A 21,289-nucleotide genomic window follows, 5' to 3' on the forward strand; every position below is an offset into this window, starting at 1 on the left:
ACGATGCGCGTCGCGATTGTTGGCTGCGGTCGCATTGCGCACGAACTTGAAAGCGACGCGCTGCGTTATAAACCCTGTACGCATCTCGGTGCTCTAAAAAATCTGCAGCGGCGTGACCGCAGTCTGCAGGTCATCGGCTTCTGCGACGCAGCGCCTGAACGCGCGGTCAGCGCCGCGGGCTTCATGCGCGCCGACGGCGCCCGTGTGACTACAGACTACAAAGAAATTCTGGACCTTGAACCCGAGCTGCTCATCATCGCGGCCAGCACCGCAATACACCATAAGATTCTGCTCGCCGCGATCGCAGCAGGGGTTAATCGCATTGTCGCTGAAAAGCCTCTCGTGACCACCAAAGCAGAAGTATCGCAACTCAGGCGGGCGATTCAGAGCAGTAAATCGGTTATCTTACCCAACTACGAGCGGCGCTACCATGACAAATACATTGCGCTACAGCGCCTGATCCAGAACGAACGTAGATCCCCCGCTTATCGCGCGTTTTTCGCCGCCGGCGGCAGCTCGCTTTACGCCGATAAAAAAAGCAGCGACGAGGGAGTTCTGCTGCATGACACAACGCATCTCGTCGATTTGGCGCAGTTCTTATTCGGCACGGTTACAGCACACCGCGTGATTGCCGGCGAGCGCAGGCATCTGCTGTACCTGAAACATAAGAATGGTTCTGAGGGCATTGTAGAGACGAGCCTCGGCGTCGGGGCGTTTCATCTTGAACTGCAGGTCATGCGGCAAAACGAGCGCATTACCGTCGGCAACGGCTTCACGCAGCGTGAAAAGATCGTCGCAAGCCCGCACTACCGCAGGCTTCGGGGTTATGCGCCCGCGAGACGCACAAACGACAAGCCGATGACTGTGGCGATAAATCCGTTTATGAGGCTTTACCGCGAGGCGCTTTATGGCAAGCCTGATAACGGGCACTTCTTCGATGCATTGGCGAATGTTGAGATGCTGTACGCGCGCAGGTCACGGTGAGCTTGTCGAAGCGTGCTTGTAGCCACCTTTCGACAGGCTCAAGGAGACAAAAACGCTAGCGCTTCTGCAGCATCTTCTCGAGGTTATATTGCCGCGTTGCGGGCGCTGCTGCCGGCGACATCTGGTCATACATATTCTGCTCTTGCAGAGTGTTGCCCGTGTCGTATGAGCGCGTGAATTTCTCCCAGGTTTCTTTCGGGAAAGTCAGCGAGTAGCTGAAGTCGAACTTGATTTTTTCGCCGGGCTTGATGTCGAGCTTCCAGTTCAAAATGCCGTTCGCATCTTTCTGCGTCTCTGCGCGACTCGCACCAATATATTTGGTCGAAATATTCGGGTCGCCCGCAACCGGAAACTGGTCGTACACAGTCACCTGGCGTGTTTTTTTCGTGAAGTTAGAAACTTCGATCTCCCACTGGTTTACGACCTCAACTTTACCACCAAAAAGCCCGCTCTTCTCAACGTCGCCGCGTTTGAGCACCCGCTTGAGCTGCATACGCTGGTCGGGCCCGAGAAAAACGTCGAATTCTTCGCCCACTGCGGCAGCGTTCTTTAGCGTAATGTTGCCGACATAACTGCCGTCGAGAAAGGCGTTGAGACTACCTTGCACCGGCGCCGCGCTCGTATTCTTGAGGCGTGCCTTCAGAAAAACGTAAGACGACATCGAAGGTACCGCGACATGCGTCAACGTTCCCTTAAGCGGCGATGCGCTGAGCGTTACCTTATGGTCAGAATTGTCGCTCTGTATGTTTTCACGTCCCGGTAAAGCGATCGAAACTGTCGTTGTCTCTGATGAATCAACAGGTTCAACCGGTGCGTCAGCTTCTTCGCCGGCCTCATCGCGCGCAGCACTGCCCGCACTCAGCTTACCCATCGCACTTTTCGTCGGCCGTGAACCAAAGAGCGAATCAGCAGCGACGCGCCAGGGTTGCAGAATGCCAGGCGTTAAAGCCGTCGAAGGCCGCGCTGTCGAAAGCGTCACCTTCGTGTTTTTCCAGTTTTCGCCTGAATTCTGCCGAATGATTGCATGCGACACGAGCTGAAACTCACTGCCTTCTGCCGAGCCGCGCAGATCATAGACACTGATCCACGAAACATTGGTGACCATGTACTCGAGTTCGACCTTGCCACCTTCTTGGCCCGATCTGACATAAGACACCTCGACTTCGGTGCCCGATGTCTTCGCCGACTGTATCTCGGCATTAAACTCGAGCGTCACTCTGTTCAGATCTTTGCGCAGCTTCTCAAGCCTTTCATCACTTGTGCGGATCTTCCCCTGGTACGTTGACCTTTTCTCTTCGAGAAATCTCAGCGCTTTTTCCCATGACTCGACGTTGAGGGCGTTTGCGCGCGCCTCACGGTCGCTCTGGCTCGTCGTCAATTTCATCATCGAATCGAGCACACGCAACTGGTCTTTCGCATTCGCAAGCTGGTCGCCTTCTTCGCGAATCTGTGCCTCGAGTTTTACTATCTTCTTCTTCAGAGGATGCTCAGCCCATTCGTCGCCATAAACCTTTTCAACGTGGCGCAGTGCCACGCCTGTCACAGTGAGACCCGTGCCAGAGGCTCGCACGGTATCGGGCAGCAACGATTGCGGTAGCGCCATAAACCTGAGCGTACCTGTCGGCTCGGCTGATTCAACGGCCTGCACCCGCCTAACGACTGCCCGGTCGGTAAACACCGTCACCGAGTCGACCTTGCCCGTAACTTTGGTTAAGGCAAAGAGCGGCAGAACCGCGCTAAGCAGCAGGATTGATACGATTATTTTTTTCATAGAGCCTCTCTATTCGTTGTTTGACCTAACTACTTTGCCGCAGCGAGGTGGTTAGAATGCAAACCCTAACTTCTTTCCCTGAGTTTTGACCGAAGCCTGTGTTGCCTTGCCGAGGTCATCGCCTTTTGCCGATTTCGCCGATTCGCGGCTGAGGTATTCGTTGCGCCTGCGGCTCAACTCGTCAATACGCGCCTGAATTTTGCTGCGCTTCTCGCTCTTCTGTTTCGCATACGCCTCGATCTCTTTTTCTGATTTGCCTTTGAGCTCGGCCGGCAATTCTTCACGCTTCACCGCTGTGACACTTTTCTTTTTGCTAAAGATCGTCGTGAGATCCCATTCATTGCTTTCAGAGTATTGCTCAGAATTCTTGGCAACAGCCCGTTCTATTGACGCTCCGCTTGCGGCGGGTGCTGCGGCGATTTTTGCATCCTGAACGCTCATGCGGTCTTTCTCTTCTGCACCCGCGCGGCCAACGGGAATCACGGTAGAGTTATATTCGGCCCCGAGGCGCTGTATTTCTTCATCGTACGGCGTCGCCACGACCTGCACCATGTGGTCATGGTTGATCACGTGAAAGTCGCCCTGCGACAGCTGTGCGCCAGTCAGCCATTGCGTGGCGATGCCTTCTTGACGGCTGCCGCAGAAAATTGTGTTCACGAATATGCCTTGCTGGCGTGCTGCATCCACACTCGCTCTAAAGTCTACCGGGCCCTGCGTAAAGGGTTCGTTACCGGCGATAAAGACCACGCGGTAGACGTCGTCGTACTTTTTCCAGTTGAGCTCTGCCAGAGCGCGCGCTATAACAGCGCCACAGTATTCTTCGCCGCCATTCGTTTTGAGCTCGAATAGTTTTTCTGAGACTTTGTCGAGACTCGAAGTGAACGACAGCACCTGGCGTATATAGTTCTGCTCTGTCGGCAGATTGCTGTTGCCATATTCGTAGAGTGCAACTTCGATACGCGGGCGGCGCCCTTCGCGGTTGCCTTTCGCGAGGGTGTTCACGATTTTCCAGATCTGTGTACGCGCCTGATCGATGAGGCCGTCCATGCTGCTCGATGTATCGATCAGAATTGCGATCTGTACCAACGGCTCACCGAGATAGTTGCCGCGCGGCTGTACGGTGATGACTTCGCTCACGTCTGCCCGCAATACGTTCGCGCGGGCAGTCAGTACGATCTTTGAAGTCGCGATCTCAACGAGCCGCGCGGTCACCTCGAGGTTCTTGCGTTTGCCGGGGGTAATGCTGCCGGTCAGAATATAATCTGCCTGCAAGAGTTCGCCGATACGCGTTTTCGCAGTGGCGCCCGACTGGTCGATCTGGTGCTCGCGCAAGACCTGCTCGATACGATCGCGCTCAATTACGGTGACTTTACCCGCAGCAACGAGCTGTTCTGTCAGCCGGTCTTGCACACCGGTCACTTCAGCTATAGCTTTGGCATCGCCGTGCTTAAAGGCGAGTACCGCGACCGTCTTGCCGGGATTTTTCGCAAAGAAGGCAGAGACATCATTTGCGGCATCATTGAGCGTGGCGGCGTTGGCCTGGCCGGTGAGCGTTGTTATAGCGAGCACCGAGCACATTAAACGGAGTTTGTGTTTCATGAAGCTTAGACGCCGCCGAGTCATAAGCGGTTCACTTTTTCTGCTGGCATGGATGCTGCGCTCCGCCCGTTCAGATGCCGAACATGTAGGCCACCGAAAACCCAGCGCGATATGCCAGGTATTGCTGCGGTTCATTGACATAACGGAGAACCGGCAACTGAACGAAGCACGATACCGACAGCCCCGCAGGCCAGGCGAATACAACACCGGGTGAAAGAAAAAACATGGTGCCGCCGGTATTGCCTATGGCTTCAGAAAAGGAAACTGCAGGCATGAGATGGCGCGCCGTGAGTTCAGTGAACAGGGAAAAATTCGCTTCGTCACGCGAGCCCCACCGCCGCTGCAGAGAGAATCCACCTTCAACACTGTCGCCGACTTTGTAATTCTGCGCCGCTGTTCTGCGCGTGTAAAGCACCGAGGCAGTCAGCGAAGCGCCTTCGCCGAGCCACATCGACCATGCGACTGCACCTGAAAAATCCCACGCACCGCTGCCGGGTGTAAGTGAAGGTTCTATCGAGTACTTTTCTGAAAGCGGGTCGCCGGCGTTTCCACCACCCGTCAGGTGCAGCTTCGGCTGAAGCTGGGGAGCATACGCGGATAGCGGTTTAGCCTCATGGGTCGTGTAATATTTCCCGAGTGGCACTTTGGCAAAACCTGCAAACGTGAGAGTATGCCTGTCCGTTTTCAGGACACGGTACTTGAGATACAAGTCCGGGTCTGCCGTGCCGCCAATATTGCCCAGCCTGATACTGCGGTACGTGCCCCCCGAATCGATCAGTCCCTCACGTACCTCTTCACCGCGGTAGTACCGGTAACGCATACCGGCTTCGAGCGAATCGGTAACGCCTATTGCAGCGGAGACAGTGGACAAGAGGCTCTGTCTGATCGAATCGACATGACTACCCCGCTGATTCATTCGCAGGGTGAGCTCCTGAATATCGGCATCAGAAAGACGTTCGTACTGGCTTACGGCAATTGCCAGCGCAGCCGAAAGTTGAAAACGCTTCAGCGTTGTGGGTTCGATCAGAGTTGCGCCGGCACCGGTGGTGAGCGGGCCGTGATCACTGAAAATCGAATGCGCCAAGATAAAGAAAGCAAATAAAAGAAGAAACTTGTTTTTCATATTTTTCCTATGGATTGTTGAGATGACCCTGAGGCCATGGATTGCTGTAAGCCGTGTTGGCTATGAACTTCGCGTCGGTCAGCGAGCGAAGAAACTCTATCATGTCGGCCCGTTGTTGGGTGGTCAGAGTGAAACCCTTGACGAACGAATTCTTGAATGGTGAAAGCGAACCATCCCCCGCATTTGGGCCACTGGAGATAAGGCGGCCGCCGCGTGCGTAATGATCCAGAACACCATCGAGATCGGCGATCGAACCATCGTGCATATAGGGCGCTGTGAGTTCAATATTGCGCAGGGTGGGAGCTTTGAACCTGCCCATGTCACTCACCAGACCCGTGACTTCTTTGATACCCGTGTTGCCGGTTGGGTATGCCCCTGTGCCGCCAATATTATAGAGGCCGTTGTTGGCAAAATCGATTTCAGCAAATGCCTTGCGCGAATGGTCTTCGCTGTTGGTGAAGTTGATGCCGCCATGGCAATGAAAGCACTCAAACTCTTCGCTGAAGAACATATTGAAGCCGTTCACAGCAGAGGCGCTGATAGCCCCCGATTCACCCCGCGAGAAACGATCGTATGGAGAATCGAAGCCGATAATGGAACGCTGAAATGCCTCGAGAGCACGGGTCACATTGCCCATTGTGTATGGATTTCCACTCTGCGAAAAGGCTGCGGCGAATAACTTCTGGTAAACCGGATCAGACCTGAGCTCACTCAAGCGGCTTTCCTCGAGGCCGACCAGGCCCAACTCAACGGGATTTTCTCCGAAGAGCGGCACCTGCGCCTGCGTGTGCAGCCTCACCATGAGCGGATTGCCCCACGTCAGCACAGGTTGCCAGGCAAGGTTTATGAGCTGCATGCTGTTACGCGGGTGAAACTCCCCCGTTGAACCTTTCGCGACAGTGATACGATTGAGACCGCTCTTGCTGAAATCGGCACTGCCGTCGTCAATGTTGGGGTCGTCGGCAAATGCGTGCGACGGGTGGTGGCAGGTCGCGCACGAAAATGTGCGGTTTCCCGAGAGGCGTTTCTCGTAAAATAGGTGGCGCCCCAAAGCAACCTTTTCATAGGTCATGGGGTTGTCGGCCAGCTCGCGCGGCGCAGGTATATTCGCCGGTATCTGCCAGACGTATCTTGAGCTCGGCGTTGTCAGCTGTGGATCAAAGTTCTCGCAGGCAATGAGACTGCCTGCGAGAATGATTACAGCCCAGCGGCTGCTACACATATTTACTCAGCGCGAAAGAACGACTGTGCGCTGACCTGCGTGGCATGACCTCCGGTCGCAGCCGCGTACACAGTGCTATTCGTTGCATTGCGGGTTGCCTGCGTTGTACCTGTATAGCTATACATGAGACCAAAACGGGGCATGACGCTACGGCATTCGGGATCGCCGTTGCCTGACATGCAACCAGACGGTGCACCGGCATCGGCAACGGTCAGATCGAGGTCCTTGAGCAATTCACGGACGTCGGCGACCAACCGCATGTTGGCGATTCCTGTGAGATCGGTCTGGCTGCCAGCCGGGATATTCAGCGTGATCTCAGGGCGATTGGCCGAATTGCAGTCGGCATTCGATGAAACAGGATTCGTGCCGGTGCAGCTCGTGCTGCCCAGGTGAATGTTGAAGGCAGTGGAATTATAAGCTCCACCACCTGAGGTCAGAAAGTCAAGGCGCGCAAACTTGCGCCCGCTGGTCCATGCCCAGTACAGTGCAGAGACATTGAGTGGTGCAGACGCAGTATTGACATCGAGATGGTTCAGGCTCAGCGGTACTCCGAGGCGAAACTTGATCTTGGTAAACGCGACACCCCCGGTCTGTGGTATTGTTCCCTTAACCTGCGAGTTGGTTGCCGCCGTCGGGCCGGTGGTCGAAGCGCAGCCGCCCGTGCCGTTCTCGAAATCGAGCAGCGCAACGTTCTGGTACTGCCAGGTGCCGTCGTTCGTCATACTGACCGAAACCTCGCTGTTGTCCGCTTTCACGAGACGCACATCGTGCACGTAAATGCGAAAGTCCCGGGCCACGAGATCAGTGTTAGCCGTGCCAACCGCGTTGGCTCCCGTGTAGGTCGTGCCGCAGGCGAAGTCGGCTGTACCAACCTTAGCCTGAAAATTAAGCGTCACATCGTAGGTCGGCGTGGACACCGAGTTTGAGGCTGTGCTCTCCGGTGCCTTGTCGCCGGTGTTAGCGCAGCCCGGCAGATAAGAAAGCAGGACTGCAAAAATTAGGATTGCTCTTTTCATATGTATTGTACTCCGGTAAATTATTAGCATTCAGCCCGGCGAAAAGGAGCACAACGACCCTGTCTGACCGGCAAAGCCGGCGCCAATAGTCGCTACGCACCAAAACTTTTCGCGTTGGCCGCAATACGGCTGTCATTGCCGCGAATGCACATGCACAAGAGGCCTACCTGTAGGGGGCTAAGCCTCGTCAGGTATCAGCCGATTCGGGGTGGTGGAGTTTCGAGTTCAGAATTAATCGACGAAAGGAATGTGATCGGAGTGAAGTACGAGGTTGAAGTCATGCCCCTTGCGACAAGTGAAGGCGCCTCGTTGGTAAATAGCCAGCGCGAATATGCCGGAACAACTGCATCGTCCGATTCGTTCGCGCAGGCATGATCGGCGCTCAAAAGCCTTACTTTCGCCAGGGCCTTCATGCGCTTGTCGCAACCGCAGGGACAAGGTTTACCTTTTTCTATTTTCTGCTTCGTATGCACGCAGAGGTAAAACTTTGGCCGCTGCATAGAGGCAACTTCAAAAGCGCCCGCGAGCTGCACGAAAAAAAGACAGAGACCGAGGCCGTGAATAACTTTCCAGCGGGTGGAGAGCACACGGCAGACCCGTTTGCAGAACCCGAGCGTCAATGATTCTTCAACATGGAGAATTAGCGCAGATATTCTTCTTTTCACGCCCATTTTGCAAGCGAACCGCCCGCCTGAAACCAGTGCGGGTAGTGCTTGCGAAACGTTTCGATCATCAGCTCATATGGCATATCGGCAAACGTACCGTGGTCGTGCAGATATTCCATATGCTTGTTGCCATCGGCTGAGAATTCGTGAAAAACCGAATCGCTGCGGCCGTCGAATTCGAGCGGCTTGATCTTAAAGAAACGGCAGAGCCGCTCGTTGAACGCCGGCGTCGCCTTCACCCACTTGCCATCGATGTAGAGGTCGGTATACCCATGAAATGCAAAGTAGTCACCCCCCAACATCTCGAGCATCTTCGGTGTCGCGAGATGGTTCGTGACGTCGGCAAAGCCTAAACGCGAGGGTATACCCACCGCGCGCGCGCAGGCGGCGAGCAGCACCGCTTTCGGAATACAAAACGTGCGCTTCGCGTGCAGGCATTGGCTAGCCTTGAATACTTCGCGCGAGAAATGTTCAACCATCATGTCGTACATGACAAGATCGCGCACCGCGTAATAGAGTGCGACGGCTTTCTCACGCGGTGTGGTTAAGCCCTGCGTGATCGTTTCTGCATAGGTGACGACTTCGGGGTGGTCTGAATCGATGGTCCAGGTTGGCCTGAGGTAGACTTCATCAACCATGCAGCGCCTCGGCGGAGTTCTTCACGTCACCGAGCAGGTGCCTGAGCTCGCGGGTTTTTACAGGCGTGAGCTTCTTCACCAGCTCGCGCTGTGCACGAAACCAATAGGGATAAATCTCTTTCATCTTCTTTATTCCCTTGGCTGTGATAATTACCCGCCGTTTGTTACCCGGCTGCGCCTTGCGAATCTCGATCAGCTTGTCGTCTTCGAGAATCTTGAGGCTGCGCGTAAGGGTTGTGCGATCGACCATCGCGAGGCGGGCGATGTTCGTAATGGAGCCTCCCGTCTGGTTCGCGCCCTGGTTCACCGCTTGGCCATCCTGGACGCGGCGAACCCCGGCACCTCCTGCGCCATGGCCCTCTTGACCACTACGCGCGACGGATTCTGAAGCGATTGCCATGAGAATGGTGAACTGCGTCACTTTGACGCCCGTGGGCTTCAGGGCTTCGTCATAATACTGCGTGACCGCGCGCGAGGTGCGGCGCAGGTTGAAATTGAGGCAGACCGCACCTGCATTGAGCCAGTTGAGTTGTGTTGCCCCACCGCGCATCATAGGCCAGATAAAATACAGTGCATATACACAGTCAACACTCTTCAAAATTGCCGCATGACAGGCGCGCCGCCCGCAACTACCGGGGCCGACACCAGAACGGGGTAGATCCTATTATTAATGAACGCCTGTTTACCTTAAAAGTGGCCCATGCATGTGCGCGAAGGGCATCTATATTTGTCGTCTTACGGCCAGACTAAAGGGAAATTCATGCACTCATCACTGCGAAAATTTGTTATTTCGGCGCTTGTGTGCCTGGGCGCCGGCGAATTGTCTGCGTACTCTTTTCATGTGCACCAGAATATGTCTGAAGACTCAGTGCTTTATATGGAGTTTCAGGGCACTAACCAGCAGCGTTGGGCTGCGGATTACCTCAAGGCAAAAGCCGGCGGGCGTTACACAGGCACCTGCGTCATTCTGGGCGGCGCCGCTGCGGGCAAACCCGAGAACGTACAGTGCGGCGCGATTGGCATTAACCGAGTCGGCGGCGACAAGCCCGACTACGTACAAGATGTCTTTATCGACCACCCGATTCTGCCCTTCAGCTGGAACGTCATCGGCATCAACGTCACGAGCTATACGCACTTTATTAACCTAAAGACCGGCGACGCGAGCGGCAACCGGCATGTCACCAACAACTACAACCTCATCGATGGCTATTCATACAACACGACCTACGGCTTTGAAGAGTTCGGCAGCCTCGACTCACTGATCGCGACCGGCCTCAACTCTTCGAAATTCTCGATCGACGTGCGCAACTGCACACACTCGGCGTGCTCTGAATACATCGAAGTCGCGCTCGGCGTTGGCGAAGACCCGACACGCGATTATATGCAGAACGGTTCAACCACGCCACGCGGTAACCCGAGCGGCGACAAGCGGCTCGGCGCCGACGACGGTACGAACTACAACTGCCTCAGCGACACGACCATCATCGGCAACTGCCCTGACCTCGGTGTCAAACTCGACGACACGTACCAGGTGCCGAACGTGATTCCGGGTGGCGCAGGGGGCATCGACGACTTTTTTGTCGGCAATCAAGACTGGTTGATTTGGGAACCCTCGTACAACGCAGCCACTTTCTACTACAACGAAGCCTGGCTCGAAGGTCTCGCGAGCCGCAATAACAGTCTGCAGACTGCAGCCGTCGTCGGCCGCTACTGGAACATCAGCGGCAACCAGGTGCTTTATTATGCCCTTTCGCACCACTACACCGGAGACATCGTGCAGATGACCCACGTCTGGGTTTCGACGGGGTACAACCATACCGACATCGAAGGCTGGGCAGAAGACCAATACGGCGCGCGCACCGTCGGTGGCAATGATGCAAACCGTAATCTCGAAAACTACCTGAACTCGCAGGCATACCAGAATGCACGGCAGAATCGCTATAATCTGCCTGTGGGCAATGTGCACAAGCTGATCGTCGAGCAGGCGTTCAATACGTACTTGATACGCTTCAGATCGGGCTACGACAAGATGACGACTTCAAACACCGGAGTCTGGCGCAACGTCGTCACTTGGGCGATGCAGAACGGGATTGCGGCGATGGCTCTGGTCAATGAAAAAGCCGTGATGGATCTGCGTAAATGCCGCAATTCAGCGGCTTGCAATAACAGTTAGGCGACCGCAGAGTCGTGAGCCCGCGCGCGACGCGGTTGGTATTTTTCATTAAAGGGTATTTCTACCCTGGCGATGGTTTCGCTTTCGTAATTGGTCGATATCGTCAGTACGTGAGGGTCAATCTGTGAAGATTTGAGCGCCATGAGACTCAAAATGAGCCCCAAACCTGCACCTTCTGTTTCATCGACGTTTTCCATCATGAATTCGGCGATGTCGTTGCAGCGCATCGCCTGCGCGAACTTTTCGCGCACGCGCTCTTCTTCGATACGCGACATCGGCAGGTTATTGCGAATTTCGACGATCAGCCTGTTTTCGTCAAAATCGAAAGTTGCGTGAACATTCAGCCGGGCATTTTTCGCTTTCTTGCCATATTCAAGGGCCATCGATTCAGAGATGGCCTCGCGAAATATCTTCATGCCGCGCTCAAAATCAGCAGGATTCTCAACGTCGATGTTGTTCTCGATGAATAGAATGCGCTTGAAATTGGCTTTGGCTGCATTGACGGTAAGTTCTTTGATGATCATACCGATTGCAGGCGCCAACTCTGGCCGATTGAATTTTGCGAGTATCTTTTTGATAAAATCGCGCATGAAATATTCCGTCACGGGAATAAATCCATAAGCGCGCACCACAAGCCGGTCTTTCGCGTGCAGGGTTTTTTCTGCCGCCTCAATGATGGCCTGCGGCAACTCTCTGTTCGTCGCTTTCATACAGCTGCGAAAAAACTCTGTGTCGCCGATATTGTGTACACAAGTTTACTTCGGGTGAAACTTTTCGCTGTAAGATATTTATCCTATGCCGGTTTCAGGCATACGCCGACTCGCGCTTCAGCGATTGCGGCGGGGTAAAGGTTGCAGGCTTGCCGGCGAGGGGCCTCTCGACCATGCGGCGCTGCAACGCATCGCCCAGCTGAACGGCAAGTTCGGTCGCGCCGGGCACCAGCCGCCGCAATGTTTCGGCCGCGAAGATTACCGGAGTTGTAAAAGCGATCGCGTATTTGAACGGATTATTCGGCAGGCCGAGATCGTCGCCCGCGGGGTCACCGAGCACAATGCGGCTAAAGCCCGATCTCAGTTGCATCTCAAGCCACGCAGCTGCCCGGGCGAGCGAACCTTCTGCGCGCGCGAGCGGCACCTGCATCAGCGCGTGGCCGAGCATACGCGAATCTTCATCGGCAGGGGGCTGAGTTACGCCCGCGAGCCAGGCCATACGCGTGCCTTCTTCTTCGTTTTCAGGCAGCAGCTCGTCAGCAACGCCCATCAGCCAGCCGATATAGCGCCACAGGTGCATGACACCGAGCGATTCTTCGTCAGATATCTGCAGCCCGAGAACCCTGAGGCCCCCGAGATAGACCGCAGAAAAAAGCACATTCGTCGCTATGAGATCCGCCTGATTGATGGGCAGCCCCCACTCGGCATGACGCCAGCGGGGCGAACGGTCGAGCATCAGCCGTACATGCGCGTGCATCATGCGCACTTTGAGTGCGGCCTGATACCCTGTCGCACCGACAGCCATCGCGCCCGTGCGCGTCACATCAAAGCCAAACTTTGCAGTTTCGGCGAGGCGGCGCGGTGCCATGTACTCGAGTTGGCCGGTGAAGGCGATGGGTTTATTCGCAGCGGCGGATCGATAACCGCCCATAAGACTCACGCACGAAAGCACATATTCGCCGAGCATACCGCTGCGCTGCGACAGCCGTGCGCCGATATCGATGAGTCGTCTGTCAAGCCACGCTGGGTCTTGAGAAACATTTTTCATCAACTGTTCAAGCTCACGCGGTGCGTCTTGCGGCAGATTACCCGTGACTGCCTGCTGCAGCATCGCCATCGGCGTTTGCACTTGTGGTGAGCCTTGCCGAACCATTCCCAAGTCGTGAAATTTCAGCGCGAGTGCATCGGCATCGCTGTCGCCTTGCCAAAGGTAGGTGCCGTAACGCGCGACCTCTTGCGGCGTCACTTTTCGCCGAATAAAAAGGCGCTCGGTGAGTGCGAGAAAAAAATCTTTGTTTTGAGACGGGTCGCGAAAGCGCGCAGGGTACGCAGGCGATGCAGAAGCAGCTACATGTGGCATGGCCTGTTCACGCACAAGGTGAACATCTCGTCAACTTTCATTTGCGGCTTTTACAGTCGCGGTAGGTCATGACATCGTTTTCGAGAATGAATGCTGAGTCGCCCTTGCTCCAGAAAATGAATTGATCCTCATTTTTTGCGTATTTGACGCCCGAAGCTGACATGACCTGTGGCAGACGATACGAACGACCGTCGCTGAGCTTCAGCCTTACCTTGCCGGGTTCACCCAGCCAGAATGCGGCATAGACGGTTTTACCCGCGGCACATCGGTAATGGACTTTGTTTTCGCGCGGCTGGCTTTCAGCCTGAAGATGATTGTGAGAATGTTGAAAGAAAAGCAGAGAGAGAAGAGTGAATATTCTGGACTTCACGCTGCCATGACGCCGGAGCGTCGCGGCAGCGTGAAGTCTATTTCGTTCTTACCAGCGTTGGTTGTAACCGCCGCCGCCGCTGCCGCCGCGGTTGCCACCACGACCACCACCGCCGCCGCCGCCACGGTATCCACCGCCGCCACCGCCGCCGCCACGCTCTTCACGTGGACGCGCTTCGTTTACCACGATCTCGCGGTCATTCATTGAGCGACCGTTCATGCCAGAAATAGCCTTGATGCCTTCTGACTTGTTTTCCATTTCGACAAAAGCAAAGCCTTTTGGGCGGCCTGTGTCGCGATCCATAATCATTTTCGCCGATTGAACGGTGCCAAACTCTGAAAAAGCTTGCTTCAGATCTTGTTCTGTCACTGAATAAGCTAAGTTACCTACATAGATGTTCATTTTTTCCTCTTACACAACAACAAGCTTACCTGTACACACAGCTGTATGTATGGCAAACTTGCCTTAATTAAACCTGATTGTAAATTCTCGGAAAGGTAGTTAAACTTCGTTCAAAGACAACTAAAGATCTGGAGCATTACTAAATTCTCGGTTCAGCTGCTCTTGGCCCTGCAGTAATAAGGCGTCAAGCATAAAGACAATTGGGGTCGTCTGAAAAGTCGCGAACCGCGCTGCACAGGCGCGGCGACTTTTTAGACATTCTCAGGCATAAACTCTCTTTGCGGCGTGTCTCAAAACGGCCGGCTGCCTGAGGTTCATCTCGCTATGGAAATTGCCGTCAATCGTAAGGCTCGCTTCAACTACGAAATTGTCGAAGATTTCGAGGCCGGCATTGCGCTCACGGGAACCGAAGTCAAATCGCTGCGCCAGAAAAAGGTGAATATTTCAGATGGTTATGTGCTGTTGCGCGGGCCTCTGGTGCAGCTGATCAACTGCCGCATCGAACCCTATGAAAAGGGCAATATCATGAACCATGATCCGCTGCGGCCCCGCAACCTGCTGCTGAAGCAGAAAGAGATCGACCGCATGCGCGGCAAGATGCACGAACGTGGTTATGCTTTGCTGCCCCTCAAAATGTACTTTAAGGGCCGTTATGTGAAAGTGCTGATCGGGCTCGGCAAAGGTAAAAAGTCGCATGATAAGCGTTCATCGATTCGTGAAAAAGACATTCGCCGCGACACCGAGCGCGAGATGAAAGATTACAAATAGTTTTTCTCGTCGCTGCATCGCATCGCAAAAGGGTAACACCATGTTCAAAAAAATCACGCGATTTGTGGCGGTGGCGCTGCTCGTCGCTTTGACCGGGTTGATTATCACAGGGTGGTCTGCTTTTGGCAAGCGTGCTTCGGGCGAAAGGCGACAGAGAATGGCCGCGTCACCGCAATGGCAGGCTTCGCAATTTGAAAATCCTCAACCTTTGAAAAACGATTTCTGGGGCGCCATGGCCGCGATGACACGCGCGAGTAAATTCGTCGCGCCGTCGGGGCCCGTACCTGCGCTTACCCATTCATCGGCAGATTTTCGTATCGCCCCCGAATCGGGCCTGCGCGTCACCTGGTTTGGACATTCTTCGACGCTGGTTGAAATCGATGGCTACCGGGTGCTCACCGACCCGGTCTTCGGTGAACGGGTTTCTCCGCTGCCCTTTGCCGGGCCGAAACGCTGGTACGCGCCCCCGGTTGCGCTGGACGACCTTCCCGAAATAGACGCAGTTGTTATTTCGCACGATCACTACGATCATCTCGACATGCAGACGGTTCGGCAGATGCGTTCGTGGCGAAACATTTTCGTCGTGCCGCTTGGTATGGGCGCGCATCTCGCGTACTGGGGCATACCCGAAAGCCGCATCGTCGAGCTCGACTGGTGGCAAGAGAAGGCGTTCAGCCGCGCCGGCGCATTCAAGATTGTACTCACGCCGGCGAGGCATGCTTCGGGTCGCGTGCTGATCGACAACAATGCGAAACTCTGGGGTGGGTTCGCGCTCATCGGGGCAAAACACCGGGTATACTATTCGGGCGACACGGGCCTTTTTCCCGCAATGAAAGAGATCGGTACGAAACTCGGGCCTTTCGACCTCACGATGATCGAAGTCGGGCAGTACCACCGCAGCTGGCCTGACTGGCATATCGGCCCTGAACAAGCGGTAAAGGCACACAACTGGGTTCGCGGCCGTGTGATGCTGCCGGTGCATTGGGGCCTTTTCGTGCTCGCCGCCCACAGCTGGACAGAGCCGATAGAACGCGTGAGCAAAGAAGCCTCACTGCGATCTGTCACCGTCGCGACACCGAGGCCGGGGCAGAGTTTCGAACCCGGCATCACTAGACTTAACCGCTGGTGGCCGCAGGTTGAATGGCAGACAGCGCAAGAACACCCTATAGTCTCGACTCAGGTGAATGAGCAATGAGGATTGATTCGTTCAATGCTTAAAAATTGAACGTAAAATATTCGTCGCAGTTCGCGCAAGGCAGATGCGCCGGATATTTCTCTTGAAAGTTCAGTACAAAATCATCACGCTGCGCGCGCCAGATTTCGGCAAGAGCGTCTTTACTTAAGTTGCCGCGCGCCGTCGGCTTTTGAGGGTCTACTGTCTGCTTGCAGAAAGCGACATCGCCGTTCGCGCGAATGAACAGGTCGCGCCGCAAATGCCAGCACGAATAGCGCTCAAGCGGGGTCATGTCTGAGACGCGCCGTTCGGGCATCAGACCTGCATAACGGTTATATTTCTGCAGCAAGAAAGAGCCGCCGAGTTCGTCGGCAAGCGCATACAGCGCATCGATTTCGGTTTCGTTTTCTTCGACTTTGAATGCCTGCAGAAAAAGCTGTTCTTGCGCATTCAGCTTGTTTGCGGTGAGTGCCTGCGCGAAAGCGGCGAAATTCGACTTCACCTGCGAGAGCGTCGATTCGGGCGCGCCAGAATATTCCTGATATTTCGCCAGTGAATTGAGCAGCACGATCACCCGCAGTTTTTTCGCCTGCGCATGGCCGGCGAGAGGCAACAGCCGGTTCAGCTGAATACCATTCGTCTCGACAAAAACGTAGCGAATGTTGTCATCGCCGAGTAAATCGCTCAGAAACTCTGCTGCCAGCGGATGCTCCAACGGTTCGCCGAGACCCGAGGCGCAAACCGAAGTATCTTTGAGCCCGGTCGCGATATACGCCTTTACCTGGTCGAAGTTTTCACGCGATAGCCGGGCTGCTTGCTGCTCGACGTATCGCAGCGGTGAGAAGAAGCTTTTGTGTTCGCTGGTTGCTGAGAACTCGAGTTCGATATACGACGGAAAAGTGTGCAGTAATTCTGGCGCTGCGACGATCAGCGGCTGCAGCTGCGCGTAAGCTGGTTTGCCCACATCGAGCTTCGCGAAAAAGGCCAAAGTTTTTGCGAGCGAGCGCCGTGTCGAAAGTGAAAAATCGAGACGCATGAGCCGCAGGTCGGGCTCTTGATAGTGCACTTCGGCATGAAACTGGTTGATATTCTTTTCAACGAATGCTCTGACCCCCGCGGCGGCGACGTCAGCGTCGTTTGCCTCCATGACATCGAGCGATTCGAGCAGGTCGCGGCTGACGAGATGCGGAGCTATGCCCGGCGGCAGATTTTCACCGTAGGTGATATCGGCGCGGTATTCGTGATGAATCTTAAACAGGTGTGCATTGAGCTCTGTATCGAAGAGCGGGAAAATGCCGTTAAATACAAAGATGTGCGCAACACCGCGATCGGCGAAAATTTGCCTGATCGCTGCAATTTCGCTGGCTGCCGGTTCAAGCTCCGTTGACTTTAGGTTTGGCTTCAGCGCGCCCGCAAGCGCCGCATTGCCTGGCACAAGAAACACCGGCAGGTTCAGCGCCGCGATCTTATCGGTAAAGGCTGCAAGCAAAGACGCCTGTGCTTCAAGCGCCAGACCCGTCGCATAAGATGCTGAAAGGTGAATGAGAATCGCGGCGTCGGTCATGCCTGGCTGCCGGTGCTATTCCTGATAGTCTTTGAGATAGATGGTGACTGAAACTTTTTTGCGCTGTTCTTTCAGCCAGCGGCCATATTCAATCTGTTCGTTCTGGCTGTAGATGATTGCGCGCACATTGTCGTAGACTTCGTCGAGGCCAATCGCACGCGCGCTCTCAACGCGCACGCAGTAATAACCACCGTTTGAGCCGACGAAAATCTGCGAAGTCGTGCCCATTGGCGTGCCGTTAATCGCTCCGGCTAAGATCGGGTCGATCTGCGCAACCTGGTCGAGACGCATGTCGACCATGAGGCCGCCCCTGCCCCTCGAGGCATGCGCAGAATACTTGGTCGCTGCGTTCGCGAAGCCGGCGCTTGAAGAAGCGCCCATGGCGCGCGCCGCTTTCATCGTATTGCTGACTTTTAGTTCATTGCCCGCGACGGGTATGTAGATCATGCGAAAAGTGTATTTCTTGCCGACACGGCTTTTGTTCTGCCGGTACCACTCTTCGACCTGCGAAGGGGTCGGGTTGGGTACTGACACCCTCAGCTGCATCACCTGTTGAGTCTTGAGTTGGCGCGAAAGTTCGTCTTTGTAGTCATCAAACTCCATACCGGTATCACGCTTAATGACCTTCTTGAAATCTTCTTCGCGCAGAATGCCCCGCATATCCATTTCTTTCTTGATTGCGTTGTTGATACGTTCTGGCGAGATTGTGACCGACTCTTCGCGCGCGATGACGTCGATGATGGCGCGGCCGATAAGATTATCGAGCGCCTGGCTTTTTGCACCGCGCTTGTCTTTGGCGGGGGCTTTGCGCCTCTTGAGACGGTCGAGTTCTTGCGACAGGTCGATCGTCGTTACGGGCGCATTTGCCACAACCGCGATCACGTCATTGAGCACGACTGCCGCGAAAGCCGAAGAAACAGTCAGCACGAAAAAGATTAGAGAAATAAAGACCAAACCAGCAAAACGCATAGCGTTTCTTCTTGCCCTCTTCATGTGCCGTAAACTGAAATCCCTTTGCCTACCAGCGGGCCGGGTCGCGTCTGAAGAGAGCCGACGCGATACGGCGGCAGGCCGGTGTCGGGGGTAATCCTGTTTCGGCGCAAAAGTATCGCTTCTCGAGCTCAGGAGCATATACCATGGGTTTCGGTCTGAACCACGGCAATGTCGCCAGGTAGAGATCGTACCACAAGGTCGCCGCATGAAAATCACGCGGCCTTTCGCTGCGCTCACGAAACCCCAGCCAAACGAGCAGCAACACGTCTTGCGAATAGCCGACAAACCAGGTGTCGACCGGCCCCGAACCACTTTTCGCACCCAGCTCTTGAATCACAATCTCGTCGCGTGCACCCATGAATTCGCCGCCGGTACCCTCGGGGCGCAAAACCGCCGTGAGCATTTCACGCACCTGCTCTGCCCTAAGCGGGTCAAAAATAATTTCTGGGTTTGCGCGCACCGGCAGACTCATTTCTTGATGAGGATCTATACCCGATACGAGACTGCCCCAGTGAGGGTAAACTTTACGCCCTCTGCTGAGTAGCGCCAGATATGCCGAAGCCACGTGTACCGGCGAGAGGTCTACAGTACCCAGTGCCAGCGAATAGTCTCGATGCAGCAATGGAGCCACCTCATCTTGCGGATATCGCGCGAACGCGCGCGCCATTCGCTCTGAGAAGCCAGCCTTGTTAACTTTATCGAAAAGCTGCAGGCTGATCGTGTTGGCCGAGACTTGTAGCGCATTCTTGAGGTGCATCTTGCCGCGAAAGGTCTTATAGTGGTTCGCCGGCGCATAGCTGCTGCCATCGCGCGCGGCCACAGTCACGCGCCGGTCGTCGAAGATGCTCGCAGGGGTCAGCTGCAGCGTCTCGAAAGCATATGCGTACAAGAACGGTTTAATTGTCGACGAAACCTGGCGCTTTGCCTGCACCAGTTCATTAAACTGGCTGCAGCGGTCTTCGCCTGCCGCTTCCACCGACGCATCGGTGAGGCGAACGAGCAGGTATGCCCCCGTCACGCTGCATTTTTCTGCCGGGGCGCGGTTCAGTTTCACAAGCCGGTTTTCAAGTCTCTGTTGCAGAATCTCGTCGAGCGCACCGATGCGCTGAGTAGCCACTTTTGTTGAAGTAAAACTATATTCACGCCGGGCGGTGCTCAGGTTGAATAGATTGCCAATCGACTTCGCGAGCGAACTTTGGGGTTGCTTCGCCTCTGCGAGATAAACCGGCCCCGTGATCAGCTTTGTGTAATTCTGCAACCAGCGAGCGGCCTCTGCTGCCGACGTGAGCTTTGTATTCGCCGCGTTGCGACCAGCGCGCCCCAATGCTGATTCAATACGCCGCAGGGTTTCGGTCAGACGCACCTCAGGCCCCATAAACGCTGCCGGCGAACGCAGAACTGCTAAGACGGCGACGCGCTCGCCAGCAGTTAGCCGTGCGACGTTTTTTCTGAGCACAAGTTCGGCGAAATTTTTAAGTCCGCGGTAGCGGTTTGCCACAAAAAGATGGTTGAAGTATGCCGAGAGTATTTGCCGCTTGCCGACGCTAAGTCCTCCGCCGGTTGGCACTGCAGCAACCAGGGCATTTTCGAGCCGCAGCGCCAGCAAGATCTCTTTTGCTTTTTGCGCGGGCGTTCGTTCGCGATGGTTAAGCAGGTTTTTGATCAGCTGCTGCGTCAGCGTGCTACCACCTGAAGCCTTGCTGCCGGCCCCGACGACATAAGAAAATGCCGCGCGCATCGTGCGCCAGAAATCGGCACCCCGGTGGCTTGCGAAATTGCGGTCTTCAACTGCAACAAGATCGGCGATAAGTTCTGTGTCGATCTCTTCAAGCTCAACGCTGCGGTAGCTGGTGCCCGATTTCTCATGGTCGAAGGCCACACCCGCAGCATCAAGATATGTGATTTCACCTGTCTGCGGCGGGTGCTGCACGGCAGAAATGAGAAAAGCCAAATCGGCGCTGGTCTGGTGCCAGAGGAGCAAGAATATTGTTACAACGAGAGCTGAGCCGATCGCGAGTGAGATCAGTGCATAGCGGCGCAGGCGGTTTTTCAATGCTCGTCTTGCAGATAGATATCAGGGCATTTTGACCCGGCAAGGCAGGCAAGCGAGATATCAATTTCTTTCGCGACTGCTTTGACCTTTTCACGGCCCTTTGCCCTCGCGAGCAAGGCTCTCGCGCGGTCTTTGGCGTCACCCACGCGCCCGATCATGCGCGCGCAAAAGATGCGTACCTGATTATCGGTGTTTTCAAGACCGCCACCGAGAAACGCGAGGTCTTCGCCGGCAAACGCCTTGCTCGCAGGCACACCCTTGTCGGCGATCACCGAAAGCTCGTCGTACGTGATTTTGGCGAGAAAGCGGTTATCGCGCGCTGCCCTCGCAGCATAGAACCGCTCTTCGTTCATGCGCACGACGACATCTTGCAGCGCCATCTGCACCGCAGGGTCTTTTTCTTTTTTCAGCAGCAGCACGATGTATTTTTTGTGCACATAGTTGAGCTTCAGCTGATACAGCGAATCTGCACAGATTTTGCGCACACCCGAAATTCTGTTCTCAAAGCAACCGAAGAGACTGCGCACGGCTTTTTGCCCAATAACCCGCGAAATATAGAAAAAAGTTTCATTGTGATTTTGAACTGCTTCGATTTCTGCGAGGCTGACCGTCGCTAGCACGCGCCTGTCACCCGACCGAATTCGGCCGATAATTTGCTCAGGCGCGGCCGCACCGATAAGCTGAGTCACCGCAAGACATGCAAT

The 21,289-nt window shown here is 55.0% G+C and carries 19 protein-coding genes and 1 pseudogene; 4 read left to right on the forward strand and 16 right to left on the reverse strand.

All coding sequences use genetic code 11. From position 1 onward, the window contains the following. The first annotated feature begins 3 nt into the window (after positions 1-3). Positions 4-984, forward strand: coding sequence for a Gfo/Idh/MocA family protein (locus tag TURPA_RS02800; protein ID WP_014801762.1), 981 nt, complete (start codon positions 4-6; stop codon positions 982-984). Positions 985-1,039: 55 nt separating this feature from the next. Here the strand turns inward: TURPA_RS02800 and TURPA_RS02805 are convergent, their stop codons facing one another. The 8 genes from TURPA_RS02805 to TURPA_RS02845 form a co-directional block, all read right to left on the reverse strand. Beyond that, positions 1,040-2,755 carry a mucoidy inhibitor MuiA family protein gene (locus TURPA_RS02805; protein WP_014801763.1) on the reverse strand — a complete coding sequence of 572 codons (1,716 nt, stop codon included), beginning with the start codon at positions 2,753-2,755 and terminating at the stop codon, positions 1,040-1,042. Positions 2,756-2,806: 51 nt separating this feature from the next. Continuing rightward, positions 2,807-4,354, reverse strand: coding sequence for a CsgG/HfaB family protein (locus TURPA_RS02810; protein ID WP_014801764.1), 1,548 nt, complete (start codon positions 4,352-4,354; stop codon positions 2,807-2,809). Positions 4,355-4,424: 70 nt separating this feature from the next. Next, positions 4,425-5,477, reverse strand: a complete 1,053-nt coding sequence (locus TURPA_RS02815) for a transporter (RefSeq protein ID WP_014801765.1) — start codon at positions 5,475-5,477, stop codon at positions 4,425-4,427. Between the two features lie 7 nt (positions 5,478-5,484). Beyond that, positions 5,485-6,699, reverse strand: a complete 1,215-nt coding sequence (locus TURPA_RS02820) for a methanobactin export MATE transporter MbnM (RefSeq protein ID WP_014801766.1) — start codon at positions 6,697-6,699, stop codon at positions 5,485-5,487. 2 nt (positions 6,700-6,701) lie between these two features. Beyond that, a complete protein-coding gene (locus TURPA_RS02825) occupies positions 6,702-7,715 on the reverse strand; it encodes an MbnP family copper-binding protein (RefSeq protein ID WP_014801767.1) in 1,014 nt (337 codons plus the stop codon). Between the two features lie 194 nt (positions 7,716-7,909). Then, positions 7,910-8,302, reverse strand: coding sequence for a hypothetical protein (locus tag TURPA_RS23290; RefSeq protein ID WP_157210376.1), 393 nt, complete (start codon positions 8,300-8,302; stop codon positions 7,910-7,912). Between the two features lie 74 nt (positions 8,303-8,376). Next, positions 8,377-9,018 carry a transglutaminase-like domain-containing protein gene (locus TURPA_RS02840; protein ID WP_014801770.1) on the reverse strand — a complete coding sequence of 214 codons (642 nt, stop codon included), beginning with the start codon at positions 9,016-9,018 and terminating at the stop codon, positions 8,377-8,379. After that, positions 9,011-9,571, reverse strand: a complete 561-nt coding sequence (locus tag TURPA_RS02845) for a MarR family winged helix-turn-helix transcriptional regulator (RefSeq protein ID WP_014801771.1) — start codon at positions 9,569-9,571, stop codon at positions 9,011-9,013. Before TURPA_RS02845 ends, TURPA_RS02840 begins: the two co-directional genes overlap by 8 nt. 300 nt (positions 9,572-9,871) lie before the next feature. On the opposite strand from TURPA_RS02845, the gene TURPA_RS02850 reads away from it, so the two are divergent. Further along, complete coding sequence (locus TURPA_RS02850; protein ID WP_245536804.1) at positions 9,872-11,191, forward strand: hypothetical protein; 1,320 nt, start codon at positions 9,872-9,874, stop codon at positions 11,189-11,191. On the opposite strand, the gene TURPA_RS02855 is transcribed toward TURPA_RS02850, so the two are convergent. The 4 genes and pseudogenes from TURPA_RS02855 to TURPA_RS02870 all read right to left on the reverse strand — a co-directional run. Then, positions 11,188-11,901 (reverse strand): hypothetical protein, encoded by a 714-nt coding sequence (locus tag TURPA_RS02855; protein ID WP_014801773.1) that lies wholly within the window; start codon positions 11,899-11,901, stop codon positions 11,188-11,190. The genes TURPA_RS02850 and TURPA_RS02855 overlap by 4 nt on opposite strands. 94 nt (positions 11,902-11,995) lie before the next feature. After that, positions 11,996-13,261 carry an oxygenase MpaB family protein gene (locus TURPA_RS02860; RefSeq protein WP_014801774.1) on the reverse strand — a complete coding sequence of 422 codons (1,266 nt, stop codon included), beginning with the start codon at positions 13,259-13,261 and terminating at the stop codon, positions 11,996-11,998. A 37-nt stretch (positions 13,262-13,298) separates the two neighbouring features. After that, complete coding sequence (locus TURPA_RS02865; protein ID WP_014801775.1) at positions 13,299-13,631, reverse strand: MliC family protein; 333 nt, start codon at positions 13,629-13,631, stop codon at positions 13,299-13,301. A gap of 159 nt (positions 13,632-13,790) precedes the next feature. After that, positions 13,791-14,033, reverse strand: a pseudogene (locus TURPA_RS02870) (RNA recognition motif domain-containing protein); the annotation flags it as partial. A 324-nt stretch (positions 14,034-14,357) separates the two neighbouring features. Between TURPA_RS02870 and smpB the strand changes: the two are divergent. Beyond that, positions 14,358-14,801 (forward strand): SsrA-binding protein SmpB, encoded by a 444-nt coding sequence (gene smpB, locus TURPA_RS02875; protein ID WP_014801777.1) that lies wholly within the window; start codon positions 14,358-14,360, stop codon positions 14,799-14,801. 40 nt (positions 14,802-14,841) lie between these two features. After that, positions 14,842-15,996: an MBL fold metallo-hydrolase gene (locus TURPA_RS02880; protein WP_014801778.1), complete on the forward strand. Its 1,155-nt coding sequence runs from the start codon at positions 14,842-14,844 to the stop codon at positions 15,994-15,996. A gap of 19 nt (positions 15,997-16,015) precedes the next feature. Here TURPA_RS02880 and TURPA_RS02885 read toward each other — a convergent pair whose 3' ends face one another. The 4 genes from TURPA_RS02885 to TURPA_RS02900 are packed head-to-tail and all read right to left on the reverse strand — an operon-like array spanning position 16,016 to position 21,274. Further along, positions 16,016-17,539, reverse strand: coding sequence for a spiro-SPASM protein (locus TURPA_RS02885; RefSeq protein ID WP_014801779.1), 1,524 nt, complete (start codon positions 17,537-17,539; stop codon positions 16,016-16,018). A 15-nt stretch (positions 17,540-17,554) separates the two neighbouring features. Next, a complete protein-coding gene (locus TURPA_RS02890; protein WP_483756776.1) occupies positions 17,555-18,670 on the reverse strand; it encodes a peptidylprolyl isomerase in 1,116 nt (371 codons plus the stop codon). Further along, positions 18,558-20,585: a transglycosylase domain-containing protein gene (locus tag TURPA_RS02895; RefSeq protein WP_014801781.1), complete on the reverse strand. Its 2,028-nt coding sequence runs from the start codon at positions 20,583-20,585 to the stop codon at positions 18,558-18,560. The genes TURPA_RS02890 and TURPA_RS02895 overlap by 113 nt, the downstream gene beginning before the upstream one ends. Continuing rightward, complete coding sequence (locus tag TURPA_RS02900) at positions 20,582-21,274, reverse strand: hypothetical protein (protein ID WP_014801782.1); 693 nt, start codon at positions 21,272-21,274, stop codon at positions 20,582-20,584. The genes TURPA_RS02895 and TURPA_RS02900 overlap by 4 nt, the downstream gene beginning before the upstream one ends. Between the last annotated feature and the right edge of the window lie 15 nt (positions 21,275-21,289).

Source organism: Turneriella parva DSM 21527, assembly GCF_000266885.1.
Lineage (GTDB): Bacteria > Spirochaetota > Leptospiria > Turneriellales > Turneriellaceae > Turneriella > Turneriella parva.